This window comes from Microcoleus anatoxicus (genome assembly GCF_042465725.1).
GTDB lineage: Bacteria > Cyanobacteriota > Cyanobacteriia > Cyanobacteriales > Microcoleaceae > Microcoleus > Microcoleus anatoxicus.
On record NZ_CP120853.1, the window covers coordinates 3,018,274 to 3,044,832 of the forward strand.

Genomic DNA, 26,559 nt, shown 5'->3' on the forward strand with positions numbered 1-26,559 from the left:
ACACACCTTTAAAAGCGATCGTCCCATCAAAATCCACAGGAGGGATGAATACAGGGTTTGTGACCTAGTTTTTTTGTCTGAGCTTTATGATAGCTGATACCTCCTAGTCGCTGCCGTCTTTTTACTTGTGGCAACCTAGAAAAAAATTCGCGTGTCTCTTGTGTTTTTCCAAAAAAGTGATAATCTATAAATAGAGGCAATAAACGATATTGAGCTAGGGAGCCTCTGGCACGCTCTGTGCATAAATACACTTAAATTCACTTTAAGGAGCCGGGGATCAAGGTTTTAGTGATAATTAAAATAGTTTTACTTGGAGAAAATCTTAGCTGTTAAGGTGAGTAATTCATTGGATTGAATGATTAGCAGGCAGGATACAGCTAATAAATAGTGACGGGAAAATCAAGAAATCTGGATATTTAGAGATTGACTTCGTAAGAAAACTAAGTTCAAACTTTTTGCTGTCCTTTGACCGAAACGATCTAAAAAGTAGAGGAAAAAGCAATGACCCAAAAATTAGCAATTCCAGAAAAGCAGCTTCAAATTCCCAAAGACAAAGCGTTAATATTATGGTTCGATGAAGTCGGCATCGCTGACATCCCCTTAGTCGGTGGCAAAAATGCTTCCTTGGGGGAAATGATTCAACAGCTAACCCCCAAAGGAGTGAATGTTCCCAACGGGTTTGCAACTACAGCATACGCTTACCGCTACTTCATCGAGTCGGCGGGTTTAGATAGTAAACTGCGCGAACTTTTTGCTGACTTGGAAGTCGAAAATGTCAACAACCTGCGCCAAAAAGGCAAGCAAGCACGATCGCTGATTTTGGAAACGCCGTTTCCGCGAGACTTGCAAGCGGCGATCGCCAGCGCTTACGATAAATTGTGCGATCGCTATGGCGAGAGTACAGATGTAGCAGTTCGTTCCTCCGCCACCGCCGAAGACTTACCAGACGCCAGCTTCGCCGGACAACAAGAAACCTACCTCAACGTACATGGCTGCACCAGCGTGCTTGAATGCAGCCACAAATGCTTCGCTTCCATATTCACCGACAGAGCGATTTCCTACCGTCAACTCCGAGGCTTCGACCATTTTGATGTCGCCTTATCAGTAGGTGTGCAAAAAATGGTGCGATCGGACTTAGCATCCTCCGGTGTCATGTTCAGCATCGACACCGAAACCGGTTTCAAAAATGCCGCCCTCATCACCGCAGCCTATGGATTGGGGGAAAACATCGTTCAAGGGGCCGTAAACCCCGACGAATACCTAGTCTTCAAACCAACCTTGAAACAAGGTTTCCGCCCAATTCTCGACAAACGCCTCGGCACCAAAAAAATTAAAATGGTGTACGATATTGGCGGTTCCAAATACACCAAAAACGTCTCAGTAGCAACCACAGAACGGGAAAAATTTGCCATTAACGATGACGAAATTCTGCAATTAGCACAGTGGGCAGTATTAATAGAAGAACACTACTCCCAAGTGCGCGGAACTCCCACGCCCATGGACATCGAGTGGGCAAAAGACGGCAATACTGGCGAATTATTCATCGTCCAAGCGCGACCGGAAACAGTACAATCTCAAAAATCAGTTACAGTTTTGCGGAGTTACAAACTGCAAGGTTCTAGCGCTATTTTGGCGAAGGGACGGGCTGTGGGCGAGGCCATTGGACAAGGGAAAGCCCGCGTAATTTTAGAAGTTAGCGAAATCGCGGAATTTGAAGCAGGGGAAGTTTTAGTTACCAACAAAACAGACCCAGATTGGGAACCCATTATGAAAAAAGCCAGTGCGATTGTCACCAACTCTGGCGGCCGCACTTGTCATGCAGCAATCATTGCGCGAGAAATGGGAATTCCGGCAATTGTCGGCACCGGTGATGGGACAAAACTCTTAAAGAATGGTCAAGAAATCACTGTTTCTTGTGCTGAAGGAGAGGAAGGCAAAGTTTATTCGGGTTTGGTGCCGTTTGCAGTCCAAGAAAGTGCGATCGACAATTTACCCCGCACTCGCACTCAAATCTTAATGAATGTCGGCAACCCCGAAGAAGCCTTTGGTTTATCAGCAATTCCTTGCGACGGTGTGGGATTGGCGCGACTGGAATTCATCATTGCCAATCACATTAAAGCACACCCGTTAGCACTGATTCACTTTAACAAATTGGTAGATAAATCCGTCAAACGCGAAATTGCCAAACTCACAGCGCTTTACGAACACAAGCCCGATTTCTTTACCGACAAATTAGCCCACGGAATTGGTACAATTGCTGCGGCATTTTATCCCAATCCTGTGATCGTGCGGATGAGCGATTTCAAGAGCAATGAATACGCTAATCTGTTAGGAGGGCGACAGTTTGAACCCAAGGAAGAAAACCCCATGATTGGGTGGCGGGGCGCGTCTCGCTATTACGACCCAAATTACCGCGAAGCTTATGCTTTGGAATGCAAAGCCCTGAAGCGAGTTCGCAATGAAATGGGCTTGACAAATGTGATTCCGATGATTCCATTTTGCCGCACCCCGGAGGAGGGGCGAAAGGTATTAGCGGAGATGGCGAAACACGGTTTAGTCAAGGGCGAAAATGGCTTGCAGGTATATGTGATGTGCGAATTGCCTAGCAATGTCATATTTGCTGATGAATTCGCCCAAGTTTTTGATGGATTCTCCATCGGCTCTAACGATCTGACTCAGCTAACATTGGGATTAGACCGGGATTCTGCTTTAGTTGCGCACATTTTTGACGAACGAAATGAAGCTGTGAAGCGGATGGTGGAAATTGCAATTAAAGCGGCGAAAAAATACGGCCGCAAGATTGGAATTTGCGGTCAAGCCCCTAGTGATTATCCTGAATTTGCTCGGTTCTTGGTTGAGTTGGGAATTGATTCGATTAGTTTGAATCCAGATTCTGTTTTGAAGACTTTGTTGGATGTTGCTAAGGTTGAGAGTACGGCTTCGATGATGGACTTGGTGATGGATGTAGCGCCTGTTTAACAGAAAATGCGATCTCTGTGAGACATCTCCCATAATCCCTAGGGAGGATTGTAGATGGCGATGCACCCTCAAGCTACTGTTGCATGATTTTGGATAACTGGCCTTGGAACCCCGACTTCACCCTCAGAAGTCGGGGTTTTACCGTCAGGTGATTGTTGACTGTTGACTGCTATCTGCAAATTCTCTTGTGGGATCTCAACTCGCAGCCACGCACGCGGACGATTCATACTCTACTTGATGAACCTGCAATATGCTGTATGACTTATAACTAATGACTGATGACTAATGATATCAATTCCGGTTGTATCGTCAGGTGATTTAACCGCGAAGGCGCGTTCCCCGCAGGGGTTCCCGTAGGGTAGTACGCGAAGGCAGAGAAGAGAGAGTTTAATAATTCCGATGAAGAGAGAATTTTATATGACTATCGCCTCTTTTTTAAAAAAAATCCGGTTACAAATCCCCTAATTTGTTGTTATATTTATGTAAAAAAAAAGCTTGTATAGTATAACTTTCAAGGCTTTCAACTACCCAGGGATTGAGGGGTAATAAACCCGGATTTTAATTAAATTTTATACTCCTATAAACTCAACTATACACAGGCTTGGTAATTTATATAGAAGGCATCGGTTAGGCGATCGCAGATATTACTCCCGAAACTATTGACGTTCCCCTTTAAAAGGTCTAACTTATATAAGGGATTGCATCTACGAGTATTTGCCGATAGGCTAATTATCAGTTACTATGTACTTACGTGTGAAGAGTTTTGTTTCAAATTGTTCTGAATCAGGAGATTTAATACCGACTACTTAAAACCTCATAGAACCTATAGATAGCTTAGGCTTGACAGGACTGGCATTGTAGAAAGTGTTTTTATGGTTAAGCAAATTAACCCTAAAAATTTGCCCTTAGACAGATGGCAAATCTCCAATCTACTTTCTCAAAGAGAGTAGAAAAAAATCACACTCCGGGATGCAATTGTTACAATTGCTAGGGTGTTCTAAAGCATAGATTTTGCTTTTCCGGGTTACAATTTATCAATTTTTGAGCATCCTCATCGATACAGGGTATGTCTACTTCCAGAGGATGAATTATCAGCAGCCAACTTTTGAGCATCCTCATTGATACAGGGTACATCTACTTCCAGAGGATGAATTATCAGCAGCCAACTTTTGAGCATCCTCATCGATACAGGGTATGTCTATTTCCAGAGGATGAATTATCAACAGCCAAGGGTGAAATTAGGTCAACGGATTCTGCAAGGTAGCAATCGTAACCATTTAATTTTCCGTGTAGCACTAAGGCAAAAAAAAGCCGTTTTATCCGAAATATCGTGGATATGTCCGAGAGATATGGATGCACAAACCTGGTTTGTCAGCCCCCGTTCGTAAATTTGTGGTAATTATTGCTACCTGTTTGTGGACATCAGGTGGATAGCTATTTTCAAGACATGGAAGTGTGAGTCGATCGCTCGCCAATCACCGATGATACCAAATCCTGCCTTGTTACCCCCTCTATGATTCGGCGGTTAAAACCGCTACTACAAAAACTAAGTCCGCCGACGCGGACTAAGAAATAAAGGGGGTTTTTAACCCGGATTTGGTATGAATTGTTACCTAGAACACCACGGCTAAATCAGACTGTCTATGGTAGAGGCTAACGAGGGAGAATATCATCAAAAAAATTTTGATAATTCCTGTTTTTGCCCACTGTTGGACGTAATAGATCTATGTTCAACCCAACTCCACTTCCAAACAGAATGTAAACAGCACTAATAAATTGATAGCAATAAATCCAACCAGGGGCTTGGGCTTCTAAAATATTCTCCCTCGTTTGGCAATACTTGCAAAGCTATCAAATCCCAATTAATAGACTGTTGATTTGAATCTTTGAATTCATGTTTCGATTAGTCACCCACAACTCAAAAGAGCTGAATATATTACTTTCAATTCCGACTAAATCTGTTGTCCAACAAATAGTTTATTTTAGATAATTTGTGAGTTTTTTGAATCATGAAAAGCATCTATCCCACCCTTTCCACAACCAAAAACCTTGGTAAAAACACCAACCTTGTAGGGAACAAGCGTTCCCATCCTGTTAAAAATCTACTGATAGTCGATAGAAGAGTAGAAAATAGTGACAGCTTGGCAAAAGGAGCAACGGAGGGTACAGAGGTATTCATGCTTGATCCTCACCTGGATGGAGTCAAGCAAATTACTAGAATTTTGGCTAATTGGAGAGATTTAGAAAGCCTTCAGATAGTTTCTCACGGCCAAGAAGGGCGACTACAAGTAGGGTCGATGGAACTCAATAGCAACAACATAGAAAGCTACAGCCATTTGTTGCAACAGTGGGGAAAATCTCTCAGCGAGAAAGGGGATATTTTGTTGTTGGGATGCAGCATTGCAGCAGGGAAAAGCGGTCAAGCTTTCCTGGGGAGACTGAGTGAAATTACTGGTGCAGATATTGCAGCTTCTGATGATTTGACGGGGAGTGCGGCCCTGGGTGGCGACTGGGAATTAGAATTTGCGATCGGCCAAATAGAAGCTAGCATCGCGATCGATCGCCAAGTACAGCAAGAATATAGCGGTATCCTGGGGACATTAGTCAGCGAAACATTCAAAAACGATACAATCATAGGCCCCTGGATTTATCGAGGCACTAACGGAGCACTTTACGATCCTACAATCCCCATCACCAGGCAAATGGTTCCTGGTATTACCGGAGGAACCATATCCGGCGTAATTCCTGCTTTGGGTGGAGACACACCAGGTAACGGAGTCCTGCGGCTGACTCCATCAATTAGAAGACAGGAAGCTTTTGTACTCTATGACAAGGCTATCCCAGCTACTGAGGGTCTAAAAGTTACTTTTGATTTTTTTGCTTATGGCACCGTCGCCGCAGAGAATGGTACTCTTTTTGGTGCTGATGGTATTAGCTTTTTCCTGGTGGATGGAACAGCTACACCAACAAAAGCAGGAGGCTTTGGAGGGTCCCTTGGCTATGCCCAAAACATCAGTAGTACCCCTGTTTCCACCGGCATTTCGGGAGGTTATTTAGGGGTTGGGTTAGATGAGTTTGGTAATTTCTCAAATCCTACGGCCGGGCGAGTTGGTGGCACGGGATTTTCCCCGGATTCTGTAGGTATTAGGGGTAGCGAAAAAAATTCTTACCAGTTTTTAACCAATGCTTCTATTGCTATTGGTATAGACAATAAAGATACAACGATTCGGAGTGCGGCCAAAAGAAGCGTTCAAATCACTCTGTTTCCGGTGCGTTCTGCAACACCGAACCGTCTTAGCGTTGCCTTCGATCTCAATGGTGATGGAGTATTTGATGCCGGAGAGACGGTTATTGATATACCAGATTTAAAGGCAATAAATGGAGAAGTACCATCTACCCTGAAGTTTGGATTTGCGGCGGCTACAGGAGGTAATACTAATATCCATGAGCTCAACAATGTAATTGTAGAAAGTATTAATGAGTTAACTTTGACCGCCGATCTTTCTGTTGTCAAAACAGGGCCAGTATCAGCGAAAGCTGGTGAGACGGTGAGTTATACGATCGCCACTGCGAACAAAGGGCCAAGTCCCGCAGCAGGAGTGACGATTACAGATAGTATCATTCCGGGGTTAACGGGAGTCACGGCATCTGATGGAGGAACCTACGATGCAGTTACGGGGATAGTGACTTGGAAACCCGTGGCGATCGACAATGGTGCTACAGTCACTCGGACGGTTGGGATAGTGGTGCCAGGGACCCTGAGTGCCATCAGCAACACGGCTAGAAGCAGTGCTGTTACCACGGACCCAGACCTGAGCAATAACAACGGTACGGACCCCAAGGCTAAGGTGTCTACGACGATTGGGGCTGTAGCAGACCTGGTAACTACTAAAACTGGGTCTACTTCGAGTCAGGCTGGTGAGACGGTGACTTATACGATCGCCACTGCGAACAAAGGGCCAAGTCCCGCAGCAGGAGTGACGATTACAGATAGTATCATTCCGGGGTTAACGGGAGTCACGGCATCTGATGGAGGAACCTACGATGCAGTTACTGGGATAGTGACTTGGAAACCCGTGGCGATCGACAATGGCGCTACCATCACTCGAACCGTTGGGGTAGTGGTGCCACCGACCCTGAGTGCGATTAGTAACACGGCTAGAAGCAGTGCTGTGACCATGGACCCAGACCTGAGCAATAACAACGGTACTGACCCCAAGGCTAAGGTGTCTACGACGATTGGGGCTGTAGCAGACCTGGTAACTACTAAAAGTGGGTCTACTTCGAGTCAAGCTGGTGAAACGGTGACTTATACGATCGCCACTGCGAACAAAGGGCCAAGTCCCGCAGCAGGAGTGACGATTACAGATAGTATCATTCCGGGGTTAACGGGAGTCACGGCATCGGATGGAGGCACTTACGACGCAGTTACGGGGATAGTGACTTGGAAACCAGTGGCGATCGACAATGGCGCTACCATCACTCGGACGGTTGGGATAGTGGTGCCAGGGACCCTGAGTGCCATCAGCAACACGGCTAGAAGCAGTGCTGTGACCACTGACCCAGACCTGAGCAATAACAACGGTACAGACCCCAAGGCTAAGGTGTCTACGACGATTGGGGCTGTAGCAGACCTGGTAACTACTAAAAGTGGAGTGACATCGGCATCGCCTGGACAATCCGTCACTTATACAATTACTACGGGCAATATCGGGCCAAGCGATGCGTCTAATGTTGTCATCAGCGACAGTATAGTTCCAGGGTTAAGGGGAGTTGTGGTTTCTAACGAGGGCACCTACGATCCGGTTTCTGGGCTGGTGAATTTTCCGGCGATCGCCAAGGTGTCCAGGGGTGAAACCATCACTCGTACCGTTAGCTTGGTAGTTCCCGACAGTGGCAGCATCAGCAATGTTGCCAGCAGTAAATCAACGACGGCAGACCTTAACCTCAGCAACAACGATGGTTCCTCTGCTACTGCTAAAGTCACTACCAGTGTGGTTGCGGGTCCTACTATTCCTACTGCGGATTTGGTAACTACTAAAACCGGTCTCACATCTGCGACTGTTGGTAGTTCTGTTACCTATACTATAAATACCTCGAACAAGGGGCCTGATGCTGCGGTGGGAGTAGCGATCGCTGACAGCATTGTTCCTGGTTTAACCGGAGTCAAGGTATCTGATAACGGTACTTACGATCCGGTGTCTGGGATTGTCACTTTCCCGGCTATTTCCAGTTTGCCAAGCGGTGAGAATGTCAATCGTTTCGTGACGTTGGTGGTTCCAGAGACAGGTATCAAAAATACTGCTTCGAGTCGATCGACTACGACAGACCCCAATCTGAATAATAACAATGGTTCCGAACCAAATGCGACTGTCATCACTACTCTCACCCCGACGGCGCCGACAAACCAATCTCCCATAGCCGACAAAAACACCACTATAATTTTGCCGAAAAACACGATCGCCATCGGTGGACTCGGAGGGACCGATCCAGATGGCACTGTGGTTTCTTTTACTGTGAACACTTTGCCGCCAAGCAATCAAGGTGTTCTCTTCCTAGGAAATCCCGATCGAGGTGGGGTGCCGGTGAGTGCCGGTCAAGTCCTGACACCGGATCAAATTAGCCAGTTGTTTTTCCAATCGGCGGGAACATTCACAGGGGCAAGTTTTAGTTACAGCAGTAACGACGATCGGGGAAGCAGCAGTGAAGCAGCCGTAGTTTCTCTGGCTTTGCCAAAGTTCAATGAACCGCCGGTGGCTGTAAACACAAATACTGCGGTGACACCGAATGCTGTGGTGAAGCTGGCAGGGCTGGGGGCGAAGGATGTAGATGATACGATCGCCTCTTATACAATCGATACTCTGCCTCTCAATAGCCAAGGCATCTTGTTCTTGGGCGATCCAGCCCAGGGCGGAGTGGCAATTACTGCCGGTCAAGTTCTGAACCCTGACCAAATCAACCAGTTATTTTTTCAAGCAACTGGTACTTTTGCGGGGGCTAGCTTGACTTACAGTGCCAAAGATAGTCGCGGTGCGATCGGTCTGACCTCTGCTACGGCTAGTCTGTTCTTGCCTGTGGTTAACCAACCGCCAGTCACCAACAATTCTAGTGTGAGTCTGTTGCCAGAAACCACTGTCAAAGTCCCCGGATTGGGGGGGAAAGACCCCGACGGTGAAATTGTTTCCTATACAGTCAATACTGTTTTACCACCCAAGGAAGGTACATTGTTCTTGGGAGACCCGACTCAGGGGGGAGTCGCGATCGCATCTAGTCAAGTTTTGACTCCGAGTCAAATTACGGAGGTGTTTGTTCAGTCTAGTAGTGGTTTTACAGGAGCAGTTGTCACCTATACCGCTAAGGACAACACGGGCGATATCAGTCCTACGGTGGGAATAGTTTCTACTACTCTGCCACAAATTACCCCAACACCAGCACCTGTACCAGCACCTACACCCACAGCCACACCAGCACCGGCACCGGTACCGGCACCTGTACCAATCACCACGCCCACACCGGTATCGGAACCTGTACCAATCACCACGCCCACACCTGCACCGGAACCTGCACCAATCACCACGCCCACACCTGCACCAATCACCACGCCCACACCGGCACCAGTACCAATCACCACGCCCACACCGGCACCAGTACCTACGCCCACACCGGCACCAACACCTACATCAACATCAACCATAATGGTTGCGCCGGTATCGGAACCGGATACAGGTTGTGGCTGTCAACCTCTGCCTGTCTTGCCTGGGATAACTTTTACGCAACCGCAGCCGGCCCCAATTCTCAACTTCGACTCAAATGCAGCAGAGTCGATCGATATTAACAACACTGTCCTTGGGACTGCGGGAAATGATTATTTAACTGGTTCCGATGCCAATGAAATGTTTGTTGCAGTCCTGGGAGATGATACGGTTTTGGGAGAAGGTGGTTCAGATATTGTTTTTGGCGATCGAGAACAGGATTTCATTGCTGCGGGCTGGGGTAACGACATTGTTTATGCCGGGAAGGAAAGCGATATTGTGTTCGGAGGTAAGAATGCCGATCGCATTTTTGGCGATCGCAGTTCCGACACCCTTTATGGCGATCGCGGTCCCGATACCATCGTCGGTGACAATGGTAACAGTCTTGATTTGACTGAGAATGACGGCGACTTAATTTTTGGTGGAGAAGGTGCTGATGCGATCGCTGGCAACCAAGGCAAGGACACTGTGTACGGGGGTAAAGGTGCAGATATCGCCTATGGTGGCATCGAAAATGATGTGATTTGGGGCGATCGGGGTGCGGATACTTTGTTGGGTGACAACGGAGATGATTCCCTGTTCGGTGGTGTCCTCAATGCCCTCGCCAAGGACTCTCAAGGACAAGATTGGCTATTTGGAGGAGACGGTAACGACTTACTCAACGGTCAAGATAACGATGATACTTTGCTTGGTGGTAATGGTCGCGATTTGGTGTTTGGCGGAAAGGGAGGCGATCGCATTTTCGGCGAAGGTGATGCCGACACACTCTACGGCGGCCTCGGTTCTGACACCATACTCGGCGACTATGGTAAAGCTGTTGATAGCACGATCGCTACTTCCGAAGGTGACTTAATTTTCGGTAATGACAACGACGATATCATCGGCGGTGGCAGTGGCAACGATACCCTGTTGGCTGGTAAGGGTAATGACTTAGTTTATGGTGGCAAAGATGCTGACATTATTTGGGGCGAACTGGGGGCTGACACTCTAGTCGGCGATGACGGAGATGATTCCCTTTATGGTGGTTTGCAAAACCCGTTAGTTAGTGATGTTGATGGCCGCGACTTATTGTTTGGCGGAGATGGGAATGATTTTCTCGATGGTGGAGATAGTTCTGATTCTTTGGATGGTGGTTTTGGTAACGATTTTGTTCGTGGTGGAAACGATGATGATTTGGTCGATGGAAATGCTGGAGACGATTTAATTTACGGTGATAATGGGAGCGATATTTTATGTGGCGATGATGGTAATGATACGATTTTTGGGGATGGGGGCGACAACGGAAAATCTGTAGGTGCGATCGGGCAACAAGATTGTATCAATGGCGGCAGTGGCGATGACTTGCTTTATGGAAACGAAGGGCAAGATATTCTCAACGGCGATGATGGTAACGATACTCTTTACGGAGGGAAAGATAGCGATATTCTCAACGGAGGTGCAGGAGATGACTGGTTGTGTGGTGATGGGGGAGATGATACTTTGATTGGCGGTGTTGGGGGCGATCGCTTTATGTTAAGTGCTAACAGCGGTATCGACACTGTGCTCAATTTTGAAGTAGGAGTTGACAAGTTTGCTCTGACTGGGGGGTTGAGTTTTTCACAATTGCAAGTTGCTCAAACTGGCAATGAATTTTTACTACAATTGTCTGGAACTAATCAAGTTTTGGCTAAGGTAATTGGGGCTAATAGTTTGATTACGGCTGCGGATTTCTTGTCAGTTTAGGTGGTATCTGGTTGCATTGGAATGATTAAACCGCGAAGACGCGAAGAGCACGAAGTTAGAATTGCATCTTCTTCTCCCTTGGGGGGGCAGGGGGGGTTCTTCCTTCGCGTTCTTAGCGCCTTCGCGGTTCATTTAATCTTATATAAAATCCTCTCTTCATCGTCCTGTATTAAACTCTTTCTTCTCTTCCTTCGCGTCCTACCCTACGGGAACGGCTTCGCCGAACGCGCCTTCGCGGTTAAATCATTCCGATACAACCGGAATTAATCTTACTCCCTCAAAATGCCCCCCAGTAAATTGAAGACTCCCCCCTCGAATTTTTGGGCGATGTATTAATATTATTTTCTTGATTTTCCGTTGCAGTATCAGTAACAAGCGATGGTAAAGACCTAAGGCGTAACTCGTCTAGTAAACTATTAATCATACTCGGTTTAGCATCAATTATGGTGGCTAGTGGCAGCAAATTTTTAACCGCATATTCTCCGAGTCTAACATTGACGCTTTCTGCTAAAAAGCAGAGCATAATATATCTGTTAGCGCTGCTGATAATATGAAAAATTTTATTAAATTCCTCAAAGTGTTGAGTACCCGGTATATCTGTCGCAATGAGGGTTTCATCGCTCAAAAATAAATCTACATTAATTTGACTAGCGGCCGAAACTTTAGCTTTAGCCAGCCAGATTAAATCTAAAATTGGTTCGGATTCGCGATCGTGAAAAATCAACCGCTTCAAACCAGATCTAAATTCTGCTGAATTTAATGTATTTTGCCATTCTAGACACCAATCGCAGCTTTTGATGTTCCGGGCTAATTTTACTGTTTTCGGGCTTTCTACTGCATCGTTGAGCAAAGAAAGACAGCCAACGGATTTAGCAAATTTAGTAGAAACTAGCTCGTGCAGTATTCGGTTGGGGTCAATATAATCCTTGCGCCAAGCTGCGTCGGCTATGAAAACTTTGTCAGCCACACCCAGCGTATTGTTAGCAGTAAGTATCGGTATATTTTTAACGGCGACTCCTTCTAAAAACTGTTGAGATTCCAGGCGGCTAATTACCTGAATCGCACAGTTTTTATCCGCTTCATTTAACGAGTTGTTGTGGTCACTGAGCGTAGTCGAAGTGTGGTACTCTTCTGCTAGTTCGGTGAGAAAGTCTAAGTAGTCTTGTACGACGGGCGATCGCCTTTGTCCTAACAACTGATAAACTTCGCAATAAGCATGAGAACTAGCTATGGTTGTGCGACGATTTCCGAAAAATGGTACATCATCTAAAAAGACGTGTTGTGGTTGCCAAAACTTGCCTGTAGACTCATCCCACAGGCATTTACGCCGAGCAAAACGCTGTTGAACTTGTCTCTGGCGATCGCCTGAAATACCGCCTTTTACCAAAGTATCATAAAAATACTTGTAAATTGTCTTTACTGATTCTAATAGTGCGTTTTGAGTGTTGGATAATTGAATTATATCATTTTCCCCAAGTTTTATGATAACATCAAAATGTTCAATGACTGTATTGGGTTCGACAGGCTCAAAACCCAGGGCATTCCTGATTTCTACCTTCAGCAAGTCCCGCTGAGGACGTGCAAATATGAACTTTTGGCTGGCTACTAAACAAGCATCTTGAATGAAGCATAAATCCTTAGCGCGGTGGTTGGTGAGCGGAGTCGAACCATAAAGTCTAGCTTCCGGATTTGGAATATCAATATTATCGGCACACAGCGGTGCTAATAATTCATCCCACCACTTTTTTGAGGGTAGATTTTGAACTGTCGGAGGTGTTACCCATCTTGTCTCGTTAATTTTACCATCAGTTACAATATGTTTGACAGCCGATCGCACAACTTGCTTGTGGTACAATAACTGCATCACAAAGTTGTGCAACTCTTCCAGAGCTTTGCTAGTAGTGATTTTGCAAATCGGCCAAAAATTGTAAAACTCCTCTGGCTCAAACCGTCCGATATCTTGTACTAAATCCACAATTAAGTTAGCATAAGCATGAGCCAAAACATGGCGCGCCAGTAGCTGATTCCAAATAGCTCTGGGTCGGTCTTTTCCGGTTTGTCCGCTGTCGCTGCTGAGGTTATCCCGCGAACTATTTAAGTTAAAAAAACCGTTGATGTGCACCGGCAAACCAGTTTCCAGAGGAAGCGGCAAAAAACAGTAAACTTTGCCGGAAAATAGCGGGATACTTCCCTCGGTACTAGCAGCACTAATTCTAGCAGCAGCACCGGCCCAAGGCACTACTTTCTCTTGACTTTGGTGCATGGCTGTGATATTTTTTGCCAAATCGCCACCTTCGTCTGTGCGAATTAAACTGACTATTCTCCAAGTAGACTTGATAGTGCGATCGCAACTAATCGTTTCTATCTCATGGCGGTAAGAAACTGAGACTAAACCATCAGGATTGTGGCTGCACAATTCCAGTAACTTGTCGGGAGTATCGGGAATTGCATCCAGGAGTTTTTGTCGCGCTTCTCGGACTTCTAGCGGATTTTTGGTCACAATCGCCAGAATCTCTTGTCTGGTTTCTTGACTGTTTTCCGGAATTTCATAAACTCTAATTTCTTGAACAGATTTCAAAAACAGCAAAAGTTCTTCACCAGACTGTCTCAATTCATCTAGCAGTTCCTTGACGTTTGATTCAGTAAAAGCTTGTTTACGAATCTCGCTATTTTTGGCGCTTTCTGTTGTTCTCAAAGGTAGCCGAAACAGAGTACCTTGAAAGTTATTATCTCCAAAGGGCAATCCTCCCGCTGCGTAGACTTGCATAAAACCAGGATATTTTTCGTACCATTTCGCCTCTGCCAAGTTCCACTCACGCCCAGGTTCTTGCCTAGAAGTACCGGGAATCGCCGCCCCGTGAGGGTCAAAAAAAATCAGGCGATCGCGCGACACAAAACTGGGAAAATCTGTAACATGATAAATTGCATTAAAACCGACGCCAAACCTACCCGTTTTCTGCAAGTCTCCTGCTTTTTCGCTTTGTCCCAAACTGCGAATGCTGTCAAAATCTTTGTCTGTAAATACGCGATCGTTGTAGACTAACATCGCCGGCCCCATTAACCGTACCATGCGATCGTCAGGCAATTCTTTGACTTCATGGTTTCGCCAATCGAGGGTTATTTCTACTCGCGTGGCTTTCGCATCGTCAGCATTTTGAATTAACTCCTTGAGAATCCCCACACCTTCGGGATAATCGCGGATAATTCCCCTCAATCTGGCGATTAAAGGTTCCGATTGATAGAAAGATTTTCCCTCAAGTTTGCTGTTACTGTAAGCCATAGGGGTTCTGACGGCAGGATTTTTTTAGGCGATCGCGATTCCGATTATAGCAATTTAATCCGTCGTGGCACATATCTCCTTCCCCCCTTGGGGGACAGGGCGGGTTCTTCCTTCGCGTTCTTCGCGCCTTCGCGGTTCATTTAATCTTATATAGTTTAAGGAGCAGCCATGCAATACCAAAAATTTTGGCAACACTTACAAAAATTGACTCTTAATTCTCTAGCACCCCGATTGTTAGCCAGCTTGTCCCTGAGTCTGAATCTAGCCGTCGCCACCACAGTTTTGATGCCAATCGGACAACAACAAGCCACCGCTTCCACTGTTCCCCTTTGGCAATTCGATCCAGCCACAAATGAGTTAATCATTAGCCTCCCAGAAGGCATAACTCCCAAATATTCTGTATTAAACTCCAATCAAATTGCTGTGGATTTGCCCAATACTGAAATCTCAGTAGATGCAACTCAGTTATATCCAAAAGGATTAGTAATTTCTGTGGGAATGAGTCAAATTCAACCGGGAAGGGTGAGAATTGGAGTTTAGACTAAGCACAAATTTACTCAGCTAACGCTGAGTAGAAATTGTGTTGAATTTAGAGAGAGCTGACCAGGTTAAATAATCGATTTTGACGAGTTTTGGAACCGACCTTTACCCTTTTTGACCACAGGATAGCGGCATCTTTGAGTGCGAGGTCTTCCTTGAGGCCATCCATCTGAATTTCCTCGCCGTTTGGGAGCAACAGTCGGAGTCCCAATCTTGATTAAAAGTGGAAGCATTGATTGTACAACCCTTCCAGGCGTCAATTCAGGCAGAGATTTTTGCCAGGGGAGACGAATTTCTCTGACGAGATCTTTAGCTAACCATAATTGCCAAGTGAGCAAAGGCATCAAATCACTCCATCGTTCACACTGTTCGCTTGGTACTCAACTTCGGCACAGTCCAATGCAAGGTTTGTTTAGCTAACCGATACCAATGCTCGATCGTAAAACGACGCAGATATAGTTGCCAAATTTCAGCCAGAGACGGCATTTGGATACCAACCCACACTAACCACAAAGGTTGACTGTTTAACCGGCCCGTTATAGTTTCCAAACGTTCGACTAAAATCAAGGTCATTGGATGTTTGGGACTGCCTCGAAAATGCAAGTCATCCCATTTTCACGGGCCGAATTTTTCCGAATTTGGGTTCAACAGATTCCAGAGTTTGTTCTGGTGTCCACCAGCTTTGAGAGTCGTTGAGCTTAAACTGTTGACCGTGAATTTTGGGTCTGCCTTTACCACTATAGGCTGGGGGTGTTGACCACAAGCAACGATTAGAACGGACACGCATCAATTTATCGGCGGCAATGGCTGCGGTGGCTTTGACCAAAGGGGCACACCCATATTCACTATCAAATAGGGCGATCGGTCTATGCTGAAGATATTGACATACTTGTGCTAATTGTTCAGCGCCTTTACCGATTGGGTTCTCCCAACTGGTAATACGTTCATGTCTTAAGGGCAGCGCCCAACGAGCGCTCATCGAAGGTATCAGTGCGATCGTACTATATCCCTGACCGATACCAACAGGTATGCCGTGGGGTAAGGCTGTGGGTTGATGTTCATAGGTACGTTCTTTGAGGGTAGGTGCATGGGGTCTTAACCACGCTGTATGATCGATCGCTAATACTGGACGTTCTACTTGTGACATCTGTTGGATGTATAGTTGCATCAATTGTTCTCGGTCTGGTCTACAGTCTTGTAATGCTTCATAGACGCTCGACCACTCACGCCGAAATAAGGGATTGAGGGCTAAATCTCCTAAGCATGAGATGTGGCGGGTTGTCATTACCGCGTCTGCTAGTTCAAAGGTGGCGTCTTTGGCATTGCCGAGACATTCATAAGCTAGTTGACGAAATTCCCGTAATTGTTCTAACTTCATGGCAGGTAGATTTGAGATTTTTAGCTGAATTCTCAATCTTCTATCCTGATGCTGTCTGTTGAAACTATCGCAGACAGTTTTTTTCTTGTTGCAAGTCTCGGAGAACGTCAACGGTCGCTGGTATTTAGATTATGGTTGAGTCTGATAGCTAGTCGCCAGCGACCATTGCCGTTCTTGATAAACGTGAGCTAGTCTCACAGCGATCGCACTTTTTGACCTGCTTAGTCTAAACTCCAAGTGAGAATTGTGATGGAGTTAGCACGAGGATTTGCTGTCTGGCCCGATCGCACTCAATTCCAAAAAATCGGTGCCACCAATCGCTGGGTGTTAGTTCCCGCCATCGCCCCAAGTGCGATCGCCAACACCAGAGAAACCACAACCCCCTCAGCTACAGCCATAGCACAGCCCCAGGCGACAACAACTCCCAACTCGGCGCCCACTCCAGAACCTGTTTCACCAAGTGCGATCGCCACTCAAACTTACGATCGCCCTCCCGCCCAACAAACAACCCAAAATGACCAAATCCGACCCATAACAGTGCCTTTAGTGAGGGTAGCAGTGGAGGAACGGCGGGGTATACGTGTGGCTCCCGTGCCACGTCCTGCTGCACGCTCGGAGGGGATAATTAACTTTGGCGAACCGCTACCCAATACCGATCGGATTAATTGAACCCCCTGTTGCCGTGTTCCCGGTTAAATCATCTGACGGTGCCACGGGATTTGATATGATATCAATTCCGGTTGCACTCTCAGGTGATTGTTGACTGTTGACTGTTTTATCCTTCCGATGCCACCGGAAACGATAGGATGCGTCCTAGCCTGCCCAACAATAAGCTCTAGACTTTTAAAACCATCCACAAGTCTCCAAGACCGGACTTGACCTAACATTAAAAAACACATTATGTTTCCCACACACCGTCCCCGCCGCCTCCGCAACCATCCCCAACTCCGCCGGATGGTGCGCGAAAACATCTTGACAACCAATGATTTAATTTACCCCCTATTTGCCGTACCGGGGGAAGGTTTTGCTAAAGAAGTCACATCAATGCCAGGAGTTTACCAGCTCTCGATCGACAAAATAGTCGAAGAAGCAAAAGAAGTTTACGACCTCGGCATTCCGGCAATTATTTTATTCGGAATTCCCGCGGATAAAGACACAGACGCCACCGGTGCTTGGCACGATTGCGGCATCGTCCAAAAAGCGACAACAGCAGTCAAAGAAGCAGTACCAGATTTAATCGTCATGGTCGATACTTGTCTGTGCGAATATACCAGTCACGGTCACTGTGGCTATTTGCAAGTCGGGGATTTAACCGGTCGTGTTTTGAATGACCCAACCCTAGAATTGCTCAAGAAAACAGCGGTTGCTCAAGCTAAAGCCGGTGCAGATATTATCGCACCTTCTGGGATGATGGACGGTTTTGTCGGAGCAATTCGGGAAGGATTGGACGATGCTGGATTTGAAGATATTCCTATCATGTCCTACGCGGCAAAATATGCTTCGGCTTATTATGGCCCGTTCCGAGATGCGGCGGATTCTGCACCACAATTTGGCGATCGACGTACCTATCAAATGGACCCCGGAAATGGTCGTGAAGCTCTCAAAGAAATTGCTCTCGATATTGCCGAAGGTGCGGATATGCTCATGGTTAAACCTGCTTTAGCCTATATGGATATCATCTGGCGCGTTAAGGAAGCAACTAATCTGCCAGTTGCAGCTTACAACGTTTCTGGAGAATATGCGATGGTTAAAGCCGCTGCTCTCAATGGTTGGATTGATGAAGAAAGAGTAGTGATGGAAACTTTGACAGGATTCAAACGTGCTGGTACTGATTTGATTTTAACTTATCACGCCAAAGATGCCGCCCGCTGGTTAAAAGGCTGAGGAAATCTCCGCGGTTGATACCCCGTCGTAGTCCAAGGGCTACCTAACCTACTTCATCTATTGGAAAGAGGGCCGGCACGGGGGCACGGCCCCTACAAGCGAAGAAAACCGCCCTGGGGGGCACGGCTGTTTCATTGTCCAGAAAACGATGATTCTGTAGGAGTAGTGCTCCCCGCCTACCCCCCTCACTCACAACGCTTGAGAATCGCCTTAATAGCCTTAGCGGTGGCTATTAAGGCGACTTTTGTACATCCAGAGCGGCGACTTTTTGTGTAAAGTGGTGGCTCTGATAGCGATCGCATTTTGTTAGTAAAAAGTATTAATGATTACGGAAATTAGTCAGATAATATGGGTGAATTAATTTATGTTTGTATCTTTAGAATTAAATACAATTTACGGGCAGATTTAGAATGACATCAACGACTAGAGATTCCAGTCACATTCAATTTTGCATAGGTCACGATCGAGTAGACCTCGAACAACTTCAACATCTATTTAAAGTAGCTGCATTTTGGGCTAGGGAACGCAAAATAGAAGATTGGAAAATCGCGATCGCCAACAGCGAACCAGTTGTCACCGTCTGGGATGGCGAAAGGGCGATCGGTTTTGCCAGAGCAACATCAGACGGCATCTATCGAGCTACCATTTGGGATGTTGCCATTCACCCAGATTACCAAGGTGCAGGACTGGGACGCAAATTAGTCCAAACAGTTTTAAGTCACCCTCGAATGAGCCGAGTAGAGCGAATTTACCTGATGACAACTTACAAACAAAGCTTCTACGAGCGCATCGGTTTTCAGCATAACGCCAGCACGACAATGGTACTAGAAAATCAGCCATTAGAAGAGAATGTCGAATTAGAAATTATCAATCAAGAACTCATTATTGTTGCTTAATTTTTGTTGAGCTTTAACTTTGTTTTGATGGATCAAAGCATTGCTCGACCTCAACACTGTATTTCTTGATTGCTCAATTCAGACACGTCTTGTACTGGTCTGTCAATAGCATCCTTGAGCTTTTCCTTGATGTCTTTGGAGTAATTTCGCCTACCATATAACCGACAAGAAAAACAGTGGATTATCGCCATCAAGTCTTCTACTAATTCATGTTGAGGGGACAAAGACTCTTGGTTGGCAACTACAATCTCACACCCAACTGATGTAGCAAGCTCCTGGATAAATTCAAATGCGAAACGGCACATCCTGTCTTTGTGTGCAATCACTATTGTTGATATTTCGCCTCTAATCATTGACAGCATAATTGCTAGAAACTTTTTCCTCTTGAAGTTTAGCCCACCACCGATTTCTGATACCCAGTCATCGACGCTCAGCCCTCGACCTAAACAAAAAGCTTCCATTGCCAGTACCTGATTTTTGAGTTCTGGCTTTTGCGCGCTAGATGAGACTCGGCAGTAGACGATTGTCTTTCGCTTGGCTTCTATGGGTTTCAATCCGTTGGCGATTAAAAGGTCGTCCTCTGTGTAAAAACGATGACCCGACAGGGTGCGCTTGGCTGGCAGCTTTCCTGAGACATCCCAGCGCTGGAGCGTCTTTACTGATAATCCAAGTTTTTTCGCGAATTCGTGTGGTTTAAACAAAGTGGTACATCGTAGATTTGTCTACAAGTGTACCACTTTGTCTATTTATTCGCTAGCTAGGTACTAGCTCTGATATTGCTCAGAGGATGCTTATTGTCTTTCATAACTTTTATCCAAAACCGTAGAGAGTCGGGAAACATTTCTGCAACATCAGGTTCCAGTTCAGCCCGCCAAAACTCTTGCGTGCATTGCCTGCCTTTCTCACTCGCAAGCTCTTGAGATCCTATTCCTATGGCAGTTCGTCTTCCATAACTGAATAATCACTGCTGAGCTAAAGGAATAGAACATTGAGTCCGAGTGAAATTGGACTCTTCAGTCTCCGAAGGAACCGCCAGAACCTCTAAACGCCCGTTCATTAAACTTAGCAGCGTCTGATCCATCAATAACCTCATTCCCGAAGACACTTTAACTGGATCGGTACTCTTATTATCTGTCTCTAAATCGTGCTTTAATAAATCCCAAGACTCGCTCCAAGCACTGATGGAACGCTGATCGTCTACCCAAATGTTAACGTAGCCAGATTCCGGTGAAGGGTGTGCAGAAACAAAAATACTCCCCTCTTCCATTTCCGCAATAGCAGTATCTATCAAATTGACTAACACTTGCCTAAATCTGGGAAAATCAACCAATACATAAATTTCCGGATCGGGCGGCGATATTTCTAGACGAATGCTCCGGTTAGCTGCTTGTAAGTAAGTTAAATCATCCACTTCATCAAAGATTTTAGCTAACTGAATCGGCTCAATATCCATCGTCTCAGTGCCATGTTCAGTTTTAGCAACAAAGATAATTTGATCGATCAATTTCACTAACTTGAGTGCTGCAATGTGAGCTTGTTCGACAAACTCCCGTTCTTCAGCAGGATCGTCGCACAAATCCGACAGAATTAATTGCAGTGTGCCAATCATACTGCTCAGTGGCGATCGCAATTCGTGAGAAGTCCTAGCCAAAAAACCAGCCTTAAATTGACTCATTTCCGATGCCATCTGATAAGCCAATTGAGTTTGCTTCAGTTGGTCAGAAATGGCATCAAACTTCTCTAAATAAATCTCTTGAGGAGTTGACTGCTGGTGGGTTGCAGGTTCTAGCGGTTCCGAGCTTTTTGGCCGCGGACGCCAGATCAAATTGCTTCCCAAACCAAGTCCCAGCCCCATTCCTATATATATCAATTCGCTCCAGCCCATCAGCGCCATATCACTTTGCCTTCGAGTTTAGCTATTTCGCGCCTCGCCCTCGCGCGAAATCCGATCGAGGATTTGCCGGTGGGATAAAGGCTGGTAAAAACTTTCACACGATCCTAGCGTCTTTCTGCATAGCAGGAACAGGTAGGAGGGTATTTGATTTTTTACCAAGATTTAATTTAAGTGCCTGTTTTTCGGTCACTATTCTAACTGTACCGCGCCCTGTCGCAAGATTTTCCAACCACTGCCAGTCCATTTAGCAACCGTGGAAGGAAGACTCGAAGCTGTGGCTATGGTTGGTAATTCCAAAGGCTGTAAAGTCAGGACTTCGGGAAACTGGGCTTCAATTTCTGCCATGGACTCCAGAGGGGGTTGGCCTGATAAATTGGCACTGGTGGTAGCCAAAGGGCCTGTCTGCTGTAGAATTTTGCGTGCCAGGGTACAATTAGGGACTCGCAATCCAATTGTAGTCGGGTCGATCGGATTCATCGCCACGGGTACTTTTGCTGAAGCTGGGAGCACCAAAGTTAAGGCCCCCGGCCAAACAGATTGCGCGACTTGTTCCCACACTTGGAAATCTGCTGGACTTCCGTCCACGTAGCCCCACAAATCTTCTGCTGAGGCTGCCATCAAAATCAGCGGTTTGTCTTGGCTGCGCCGTTTAGCGGCAAAAATCAACTCGGAGCGATCGGGCAAGGTGGCCAAAGCGGGTACAGTATCAGTGGGAAAACTGACTATAGCAGTGCCAGAAATTGCTTTTTCAACGAGGGTATTCATCGAAACTTGAGTCATCGGATTTGAGATTTTTTAGTCAGTTGTCAGTTGTCAGTTGTCAGTTGTCAGTTGTCAGTTGTCAGTTGTCAGTTGTCAGTTGTCAGTTGTCAGTTGTCAGTTGTCAGTTGTCAGTTGTCAGTTGTCAGTTGTCAACAATCATATCAGTCCTCAGCCGATCGACTACTCTATTTAACTCCATCGCGTGAGAGGCCTTAAATAAAAGGCGATCGCCTGTTTCTACAAACTCCATTAAATGCCTTGCTAGCACATCGTGAGCATTTTCCGCCGAAATATCTTCTATTTCCACCAAAGGCAAACCAGCAGCACCACTCGCCATCGCCGCAGCTTCTTCAAAATCAGCAAACACAAACAAAGCATCGACATTTAAGTTTCGGGCTGCTGTTCCCACTTGTCTGTGAAATTCTAGGGATTTATCGCCCAATTCTTTCATCGTTCCCAACACCGCAATCCGCCGTTTTCCTGGAGTATCCGCCAACAGTCTCAAGGCCGCCAACATCGACTCCAAACCCGCATTATAAGTCTCATCTAAAATCACAATATCCTTCGGTAATTCGTACTTACGCGCTCTCCCATCAGGTAATTGTACAGACAAACCTTGCTGGAAAACTTGCCAATCAATATCTAACACTTTGGCTACGGCCAAAGCTGCTAGATAATTCACAGCATTGTGCCTTCCTGGTAGAGGTAGTGGCAATTCTAGATCTTCAATCCCCATTGAATTATTGTCGATGAATGTGCCATGCAAATCTCCACCTTCTAAGCCGTAGGTTAAAGTTTTTCCTTGCCAAACTTGGGCTGCTGCTGTGATTAATTTGTCACTATCATGATTGAGAATAGCAATACTGGCTGCTGGCATTTCTGCTAACAATTCGCATTTAGCGGTGGCGATCGCCTCCGATGACCCCAATCGCCCAATATGCGCCGTTCCCACATTCGTAATTACTGCTATCGTGGGGCGGGCAATTTGCGCTAACAGCGCAATTTCACCAAGTCCCCGCATTCCCATCTCAATAACGGCATAATTGTGTTCTGGCGACAGCTCTAACAGGGTCTTTGGTACTCCAATTTCATTGTTATAGTTCAATTGAGTTTTGAGTACATTCCCTTGGGTTGACAAAACTGCTGCAATCAATTCTTTAGTAGTGGTTTTACCTACAGAACCAGTGACTGCAATTATCGGTATACTGCATTGGTCGCGCCACCAACGGGCGATCGCCTGATAAGCTGTTAAAGTATTGTCAACTCGCAATAGGGGAAAGTTAAGAACTTTGCCTTGCCAATCGCGATCGACTACCGCCACAATAGCCCCCAAATCCCTGGCTTTTTCCACAAATTGATGCCCGTCAAAATTTTCTCCCCGCAGTGCCAAAAATACCTCACCCCCCTGAATAGTGCGCGTGTCTGTGGTAATACCAGTGCCTAATGTTGTCAACACAGCCTCAGAGGCAACAGGCAAAGCTACGGTTAAAATTTCAGCAAGTTGGGAAATAGTGACGCGACAAACCATATTACTAGCACTCACACTTTAAATAGTCAATTTCAGCACTCGTCGCCGATCGCCAGACCTCAAAATTAACTATTTGGGGGCTGTCGATCGGGATTTGCTTTAACAATCGTAATACTAAATCGCCCTCCGACTCACAAATCTCTAACTGGGGGTCTACATTTGCGAGTAATTTTTTACCTAAAATAATAGTGATTGAGGCCTTGCGAGGTGCCAAGAATTTGTGTCATGCTATTGTTAGTAAATAGTTTAATTAGACAAAAAAGAGCGATCGGCCCAAGATGCTGACCGCTGCCGCCCCAAAGCTTTGGGAATCGAGCAAATCCATTAATTCAATTCAGGTGCTTCTTCAGCTAATTTATCGAGCCAATGGCGCTGCAACATCTTGCCCAATTTCGGAGGGTAAAAAGAGTGAATAATACCTGGAAAGACAGTTACAGCCGATCTAGCTACGAAGCTGAACAGCTACTTTATCAGCACTGGTTGAATCTGGTACAAGTAGAACCACCGGCGGAAATTATCCATCGTTTTCGCACTTTATTTATCAATTGTGAGAAATATCCCGATCGGTCGATCGTCGAGGCTTTGGAAAAAATCGCCACCTCAAAAGATGCAGAACCAGAATTCAAGTACATCCTCAACCGCTGCTGTCACATCGCCATCAACCGCTGGCAAACCTACCCCAACAAGCAAGCGGCCATCCCGGAATTGATCGCTGTATTTGAAGGGGTTCCCAAGGTCATATTTGGATACGATCGATCGCGGGCGATCGGTCAAATCGCCAAATTAGTCAATCAATTTACCACCAGCGAACAATACCTCGCCCTCAAACGCTTATCCAAAGTTATCCTTCACGGTTCAGAAGAGGGTAACAACAGCAAAACCCCCACTAACCTAGCCCTGGGAAGCTTGATTCCTCACTACCCATACCTTTACAGCCACTGCCTCCTGAGCGACGACAGCAACTACGAGCAACAAAGAATCATTAAAAAAATCCAAGCCCGAAAGCAGCAGCAATTTGAAATCAACCTCTCCCAATACGTCGCTCACCAAGTGAGAAAAATGCAAATAGCTCGCCGGGGAACCTCGGTTTCCTTTGGCAGACCTATACAAACTATAAAAAACCCCACGCTTTTGAACGACACCGAACTGTTGTTCGCCTTGAAGCAATTTGTCGGCAAAGTAGAAGGAGGCAATACTTACAGACACCTAGCGAATAGTTTTCTTGCCAACACTAGCCAAAATCAGTCCTACGGTTCTTTTAAAGATGATTTATACGAATACTTGATTTCTGGTGTCACCAACCACCGCTACGGTCAAGGTCAATTTAAGGAAAAATTGTATAAGCAATTACAAAGCACCTTTCCTCACAGCGACTCTCAGAAGTTAAACGAATGTTTAATGATGAGAACTTGCAGCCAGTTATTGAATTTTTTAGTAGTAGAGAGTCAGAAACGACCCAACCACTTTGTCTTCATTGACCTCATCTCCAATCTCGGCCCCACCGAGACTACAGGTTTGCTGCTGAAAATTGTACTAATTTGCGGCAAAGTCAAACCATACCTAGAAAAGCGTTTGGCAATTTTGTTCGGTCACTACGAGTTTTCTGCCAGAACAGGTGTGATGTGGTTAGTGAAAGCCCTAGAAAACGTGAATCTAGCTTTGAGTACCAACTTTGGCAAGGTAGACCTATCTTTCCTGCCGTAAATAGACTCGGCGCAACTAACTGTTGAAACCTACTCATCAGAGACTATTCTGTGTTAAAATACCAAATGTGAATTAGATTCGGTTGTAGGCTTTGTTCATTGCTACAGAATTGTCTAAAAACTTGCCCTTCTGTATCGGCAGGGAACTCTCCGAAACTGAAATCTTTGCACTGTCTAAATTTTGGAGTTATTTCCCATGTCGATATACGTCGGTAACTTATCCTACCAAGTTACCCCAGAAGACATCACCTCCGTCTTCGCCGAATACGGAACCGTTAAGCGAGTACATCTACCTACCGACAGAGAAACAGGTCGCCCCCGCGGCTTCGGTTTTGTAGAAATGTCAAACGATGCAGAAGAAGATGCAGCCATTGCTGCTCTCGATGGAGCAGAGTGGATGGGTCGCGACCTAAAAGTTAATAAAGCCAAACCCCGCGAAGATGAAGGTAATCGCTCCGGCGGCAACCGCGGCGGAGGTGGTCCTGGAAAATTTGCTCGCGGTGGAGGAGGAGGGGGAGGACGTTATTAATTTCCTCGGACGCAGATTTGATATTGGAGATTTCCGATGAAGGGCACCTAGCTCCGAACCGCCTTCTGTTCAAATTTCCTGCTTTACTTTAAATACACGCTAAAGCCAAGGGTCAAGCCCTTGGCTTTTAGCTATCAGTTTTTTTTGTTGAGATGACAGAGTCTTGCTCTAAACTCAGACTCTATTCGTCTGGTTCGATCGTACTACTCAATCCGTGATTGTTGAGCGTTTCGCTGTAAAACTCAGCGTGTTCTAGGGCACACACAATCACCAGTCCCAGCCCGTTGGTGTGAGCTTCCATCATAATATTCACAGCCTGTGGCTGAGTCAGACTCGGAACCGTCTGCATCAGAGTCTGCACCACGTACTCCATCGGGTTGAAATCATCATTGTGCAGCAGAACGCGGTAGCGGGGTGCAAGCTTACGGACTGTTGAAGGCTTTACAATAATTTCGACAGACACTACTTTGTATCCTCCTGGTGGGTAAAATGTTAAAATTTGTGAATAATCTTGAGCCGGATTCTTCCGCTGTGCAATGGTATCCGACTTTCAGTTATTTTAATTGAATTGACATCCTGTGGGGTCATCAAATTCCGACAAAGTAGCCAAAAAGTCGATCGCCAGACGCAGATGCAGTTGGGAAAAACTCCTGTCTCCCCAGCCTGTTACCGTGACCGGGCGATCGCCGTACAATTAGAACACAAAAGATAA

At 46.0% G+C, this 26,559-nt stretch carries 17 protein-coding genes; 9 read left to right on the forward strand and 8 right to left on the reverse strand.

Annotation, left to right across the window (positions count from 1 at the left end; all coding sequences use genetic code 11):
* Positions 1-501: 501 nt before the first annotated feature.
* Both ppsA and P2A85_RS13020 read left to right on the forward strand, forming a co-directional pair.
* Positions 502-2,979: a phosphoenolpyruvate synthase gene (gene ppsA, locus P2A85_RS13015; RefSeq protein WP_377480632.1), complete on the forward strand. Its 2,478-nt coding sequence runs from the start codon at positions 502-504 to the stop codon at positions 2,977-2,979.
* Between the two features lie 2,009 nt (positions 2,980-4,988).
* Positions 4,989-11,453 (forward strand): DUF4347 domain-containing protein, encoded by a 6,465-nt coding sequence (locus P2A85_RS13020; protein WP_377480634.1) that lies wholly within the window; start codon positions 4,989-4,991, stop codon positions 11,451-11,453.
* A 277-nt stretch (positions 11,454-11,730) separates the two neighbouring features.
* Here P2A85_RS13020 and P2A85_RS13025 read toward each other — a convergent pair whose 3' ends face one another.
* Positions 11,731-14,733 (reverse strand): sacsin N-terminal ATP-binding-like domain-containing protein, encoded by a 3,003-nt coding sequence (locus tag P2A85_RS13025; RefSeq protein WP_377480637.1) that lies wholly within the window; start codon positions 14,731-14,733, stop codon positions 11,731-11,733.
* Between the two features lie 168 nt (positions 14,734-14,901).
* Between P2A85_RS13025 and P2A85_RS13030 the strand changes: the two genes are divergently transcribed.
* Entirely contained in the window at positions 14,902-15,273 is a 372-nt protein-coding gene (locus P2A85_RS13030) for an AMIN domain-containing protein (RefSeq protein ID WP_377480640.1), read from the forward strand.
* A gap of 360 nt (positions 15,274-15,633) precedes the next feature.
* Here P2A85_RS13030 and P2A85_RS13035 read toward each other — a convergent pair whose 3' ends face one another.
* Both P2A85_RS13035 and P2A85_RS13040 read right to left on the reverse strand, forming a co-directional pair.
* Positions 15,634-15,846 carry a hypothetical protein gene (locus tag P2A85_RS13035; protein ID WP_377480643.1) on the reverse strand — a complete coding sequence of 71 codons (213 nt, stop codon included), beginning with the start codon at positions 15,844-15,846 and terminating at the stop codon, positions 15,634-15,636.
* Between the two features lie 31 nt (positions 15,847-15,877).
* The gene (locus tag P2A85_RS13040; protein WP_377480646.1) at positions 15,878-16,651 is read right to left on the reverse strand and encodes a transposase; all 774 of its coding nucleotides are present in this window, start codon (positions 16,649-16,651) and stop codon (positions 15,878-15,880) included.
* A 249-nt stretch (positions 16,652-16,900) separates the two neighbouring features.
* On the opposite strand from P2A85_RS13040, the gene P2A85_RS13045 reads away from it, so the two are divergent.
* From P2A85_RS13045 to P2A85_RS13055, 3 genes are all read left to right on the forward strand, one after another.
* Entirely contained in the window at positions 16,901-17,320 is a 420-nt protein-coding gene (locus tag P2A85_RS13045) for a hypothetical protein (RefSeq protein WP_377480648.1), read from the forward strand.
* 231 nt (positions 17,321-17,551) lie between these two features.
* Positions 17,552-18,535: a porphobilinogen synthase gene (gene hemB, locus P2A85_RS13050; protein ID WP_377480651.1), complete on the forward strand. Its 984-nt coding sequence runs from the start codon at positions 17,552-17,554 to the stop codon at positions 18,533-18,535.
* Positions 18,536-18,945: 410 nt separating this feature from the next.
* Entirely contained in the window at positions 18,946-19,431 is a 486-nt protein-coding gene (locus tag P2A85_RS13055; RefSeq protein WP_377480654.1) for a GNAT family N-acetyltransferase, read from the forward strand.
* A gap of 50 nt (positions 19,432-19,481) precedes the next feature.
* Here the strand turns inward: P2A85_RS13055 and P2A85_RS13060 are convergent, their stop codons facing one another.
* The 4 genes from P2A85_RS13060 to murF all read right to left on the reverse strand — a co-directional run bounded on the left by P2A85_RS13060 (position 19,482) and on the right by murF (position 23,615).
* Positions 19,482-20,132 (reverse strand): IS607 family transposase, encoded by a 651-nt coding sequence (locus P2A85_RS13060; RefSeq protein WP_377480658.1) that lies wholly within the window; start codon positions 20,130-20,132, stop codon positions 19,482-19,484.
* 260 nt (positions 20,133-20,392) lie between these two features.
* Positions 20,393-21,316, reverse strand: a complete 924-nt coding sequence (locus P2A85_RS13065) for a sensor histidine kinase KdpD (protein ID WP_340524466.1) — start codon at positions 21,314-21,316, stop codon at positions 20,393-20,395.
* Between the two features lie 198 nt (positions 21,317-21,514).
* Complete coding sequence (locus tag P2A85_RS13070) at positions 21,515-22,105, reverse strand: L-threonylcarbamoyladenylate synthase (RefSeq protein ID WP_377480660.1); 591 nt, start codon at positions 22,103-22,105, stop codon at positions 21,515-21,517.
* Positions 22,106-22,229: 124 nt separating this feature from the next.
* Positions 22,230-23,615 carry a UDP-N-acetylmuramoyl-tripeptide--D-alanyl-D-alanine ligase gene (murF, locus tag P2A85_RS13075; RefSeq protein ID WP_377481476.1) on the reverse strand — a complete coding sequence of 462 codons (1,386 nt, stop codon included), beginning with the start codon at positions 23,613-23,615 and terminating at the stop codon, positions 22,230-22,232.
* Between the two features lie 408 nt (positions 23,616-24,023).
* Between murF and P2A85_RS13080 the strand changes: the two genes are divergently transcribed.
* Both P2A85_RS13080 and P2A85_RS13085 read left to right on the forward strand, forming a co-directional pair.
* The gene (locus P2A85_RS13080) at positions 24,024-25,319 is read left to right on the forward strand and encodes a hypothetical protein (RefSeq protein WP_377480662.1); all 1,296 of its coding nucleotides are present in this window, start codon (positions 24,024-24,026) and stop codon (positions 25,317-25,319) included.
* A 195-nt stretch (positions 25,320-25,514) separates the two neighbouring features.
* Positions 25,515-25,847, forward strand: coding sequence for an RNA recognition motif domain-containing protein (locus P2A85_RS13085; protein ID WP_377480664.1), 333 nt, complete (start codon positions 25,515-25,517; stop codon positions 25,845-25,847).
* Between the two features lie 181 nt (positions 25,848-26,028).
* Here P2A85_RS13085 and clpS read toward each other — a convergent pair whose 3' ends face one another.
* On the reverse strand, positions 26,029-26,310 hold the full coding sequence (gene clpS / locus P2A85_RS13090) for an ATP-dependent Clp protease adapter ClpS (protein ID WP_340518689.1): 282 nt from the start codon (positions 26,308-26,310) through the stop codon (positions 26,029-26,031).
* A gap of 48 nt (positions 26,311-26,358) precedes the next feature.
* Here clpS and P2A85_RS13095 point away from each other — a divergent pair, with 48 nt between their 5' ends.
* Positions 26,359-26,559, forward strand: a complete 201-nt coding sequence (locus P2A85_RS13095; RefSeq protein WP_377480666.1) for a hypothetical protein — start codon at positions 26,359-26,361, stop codon at positions 26,557-26,559.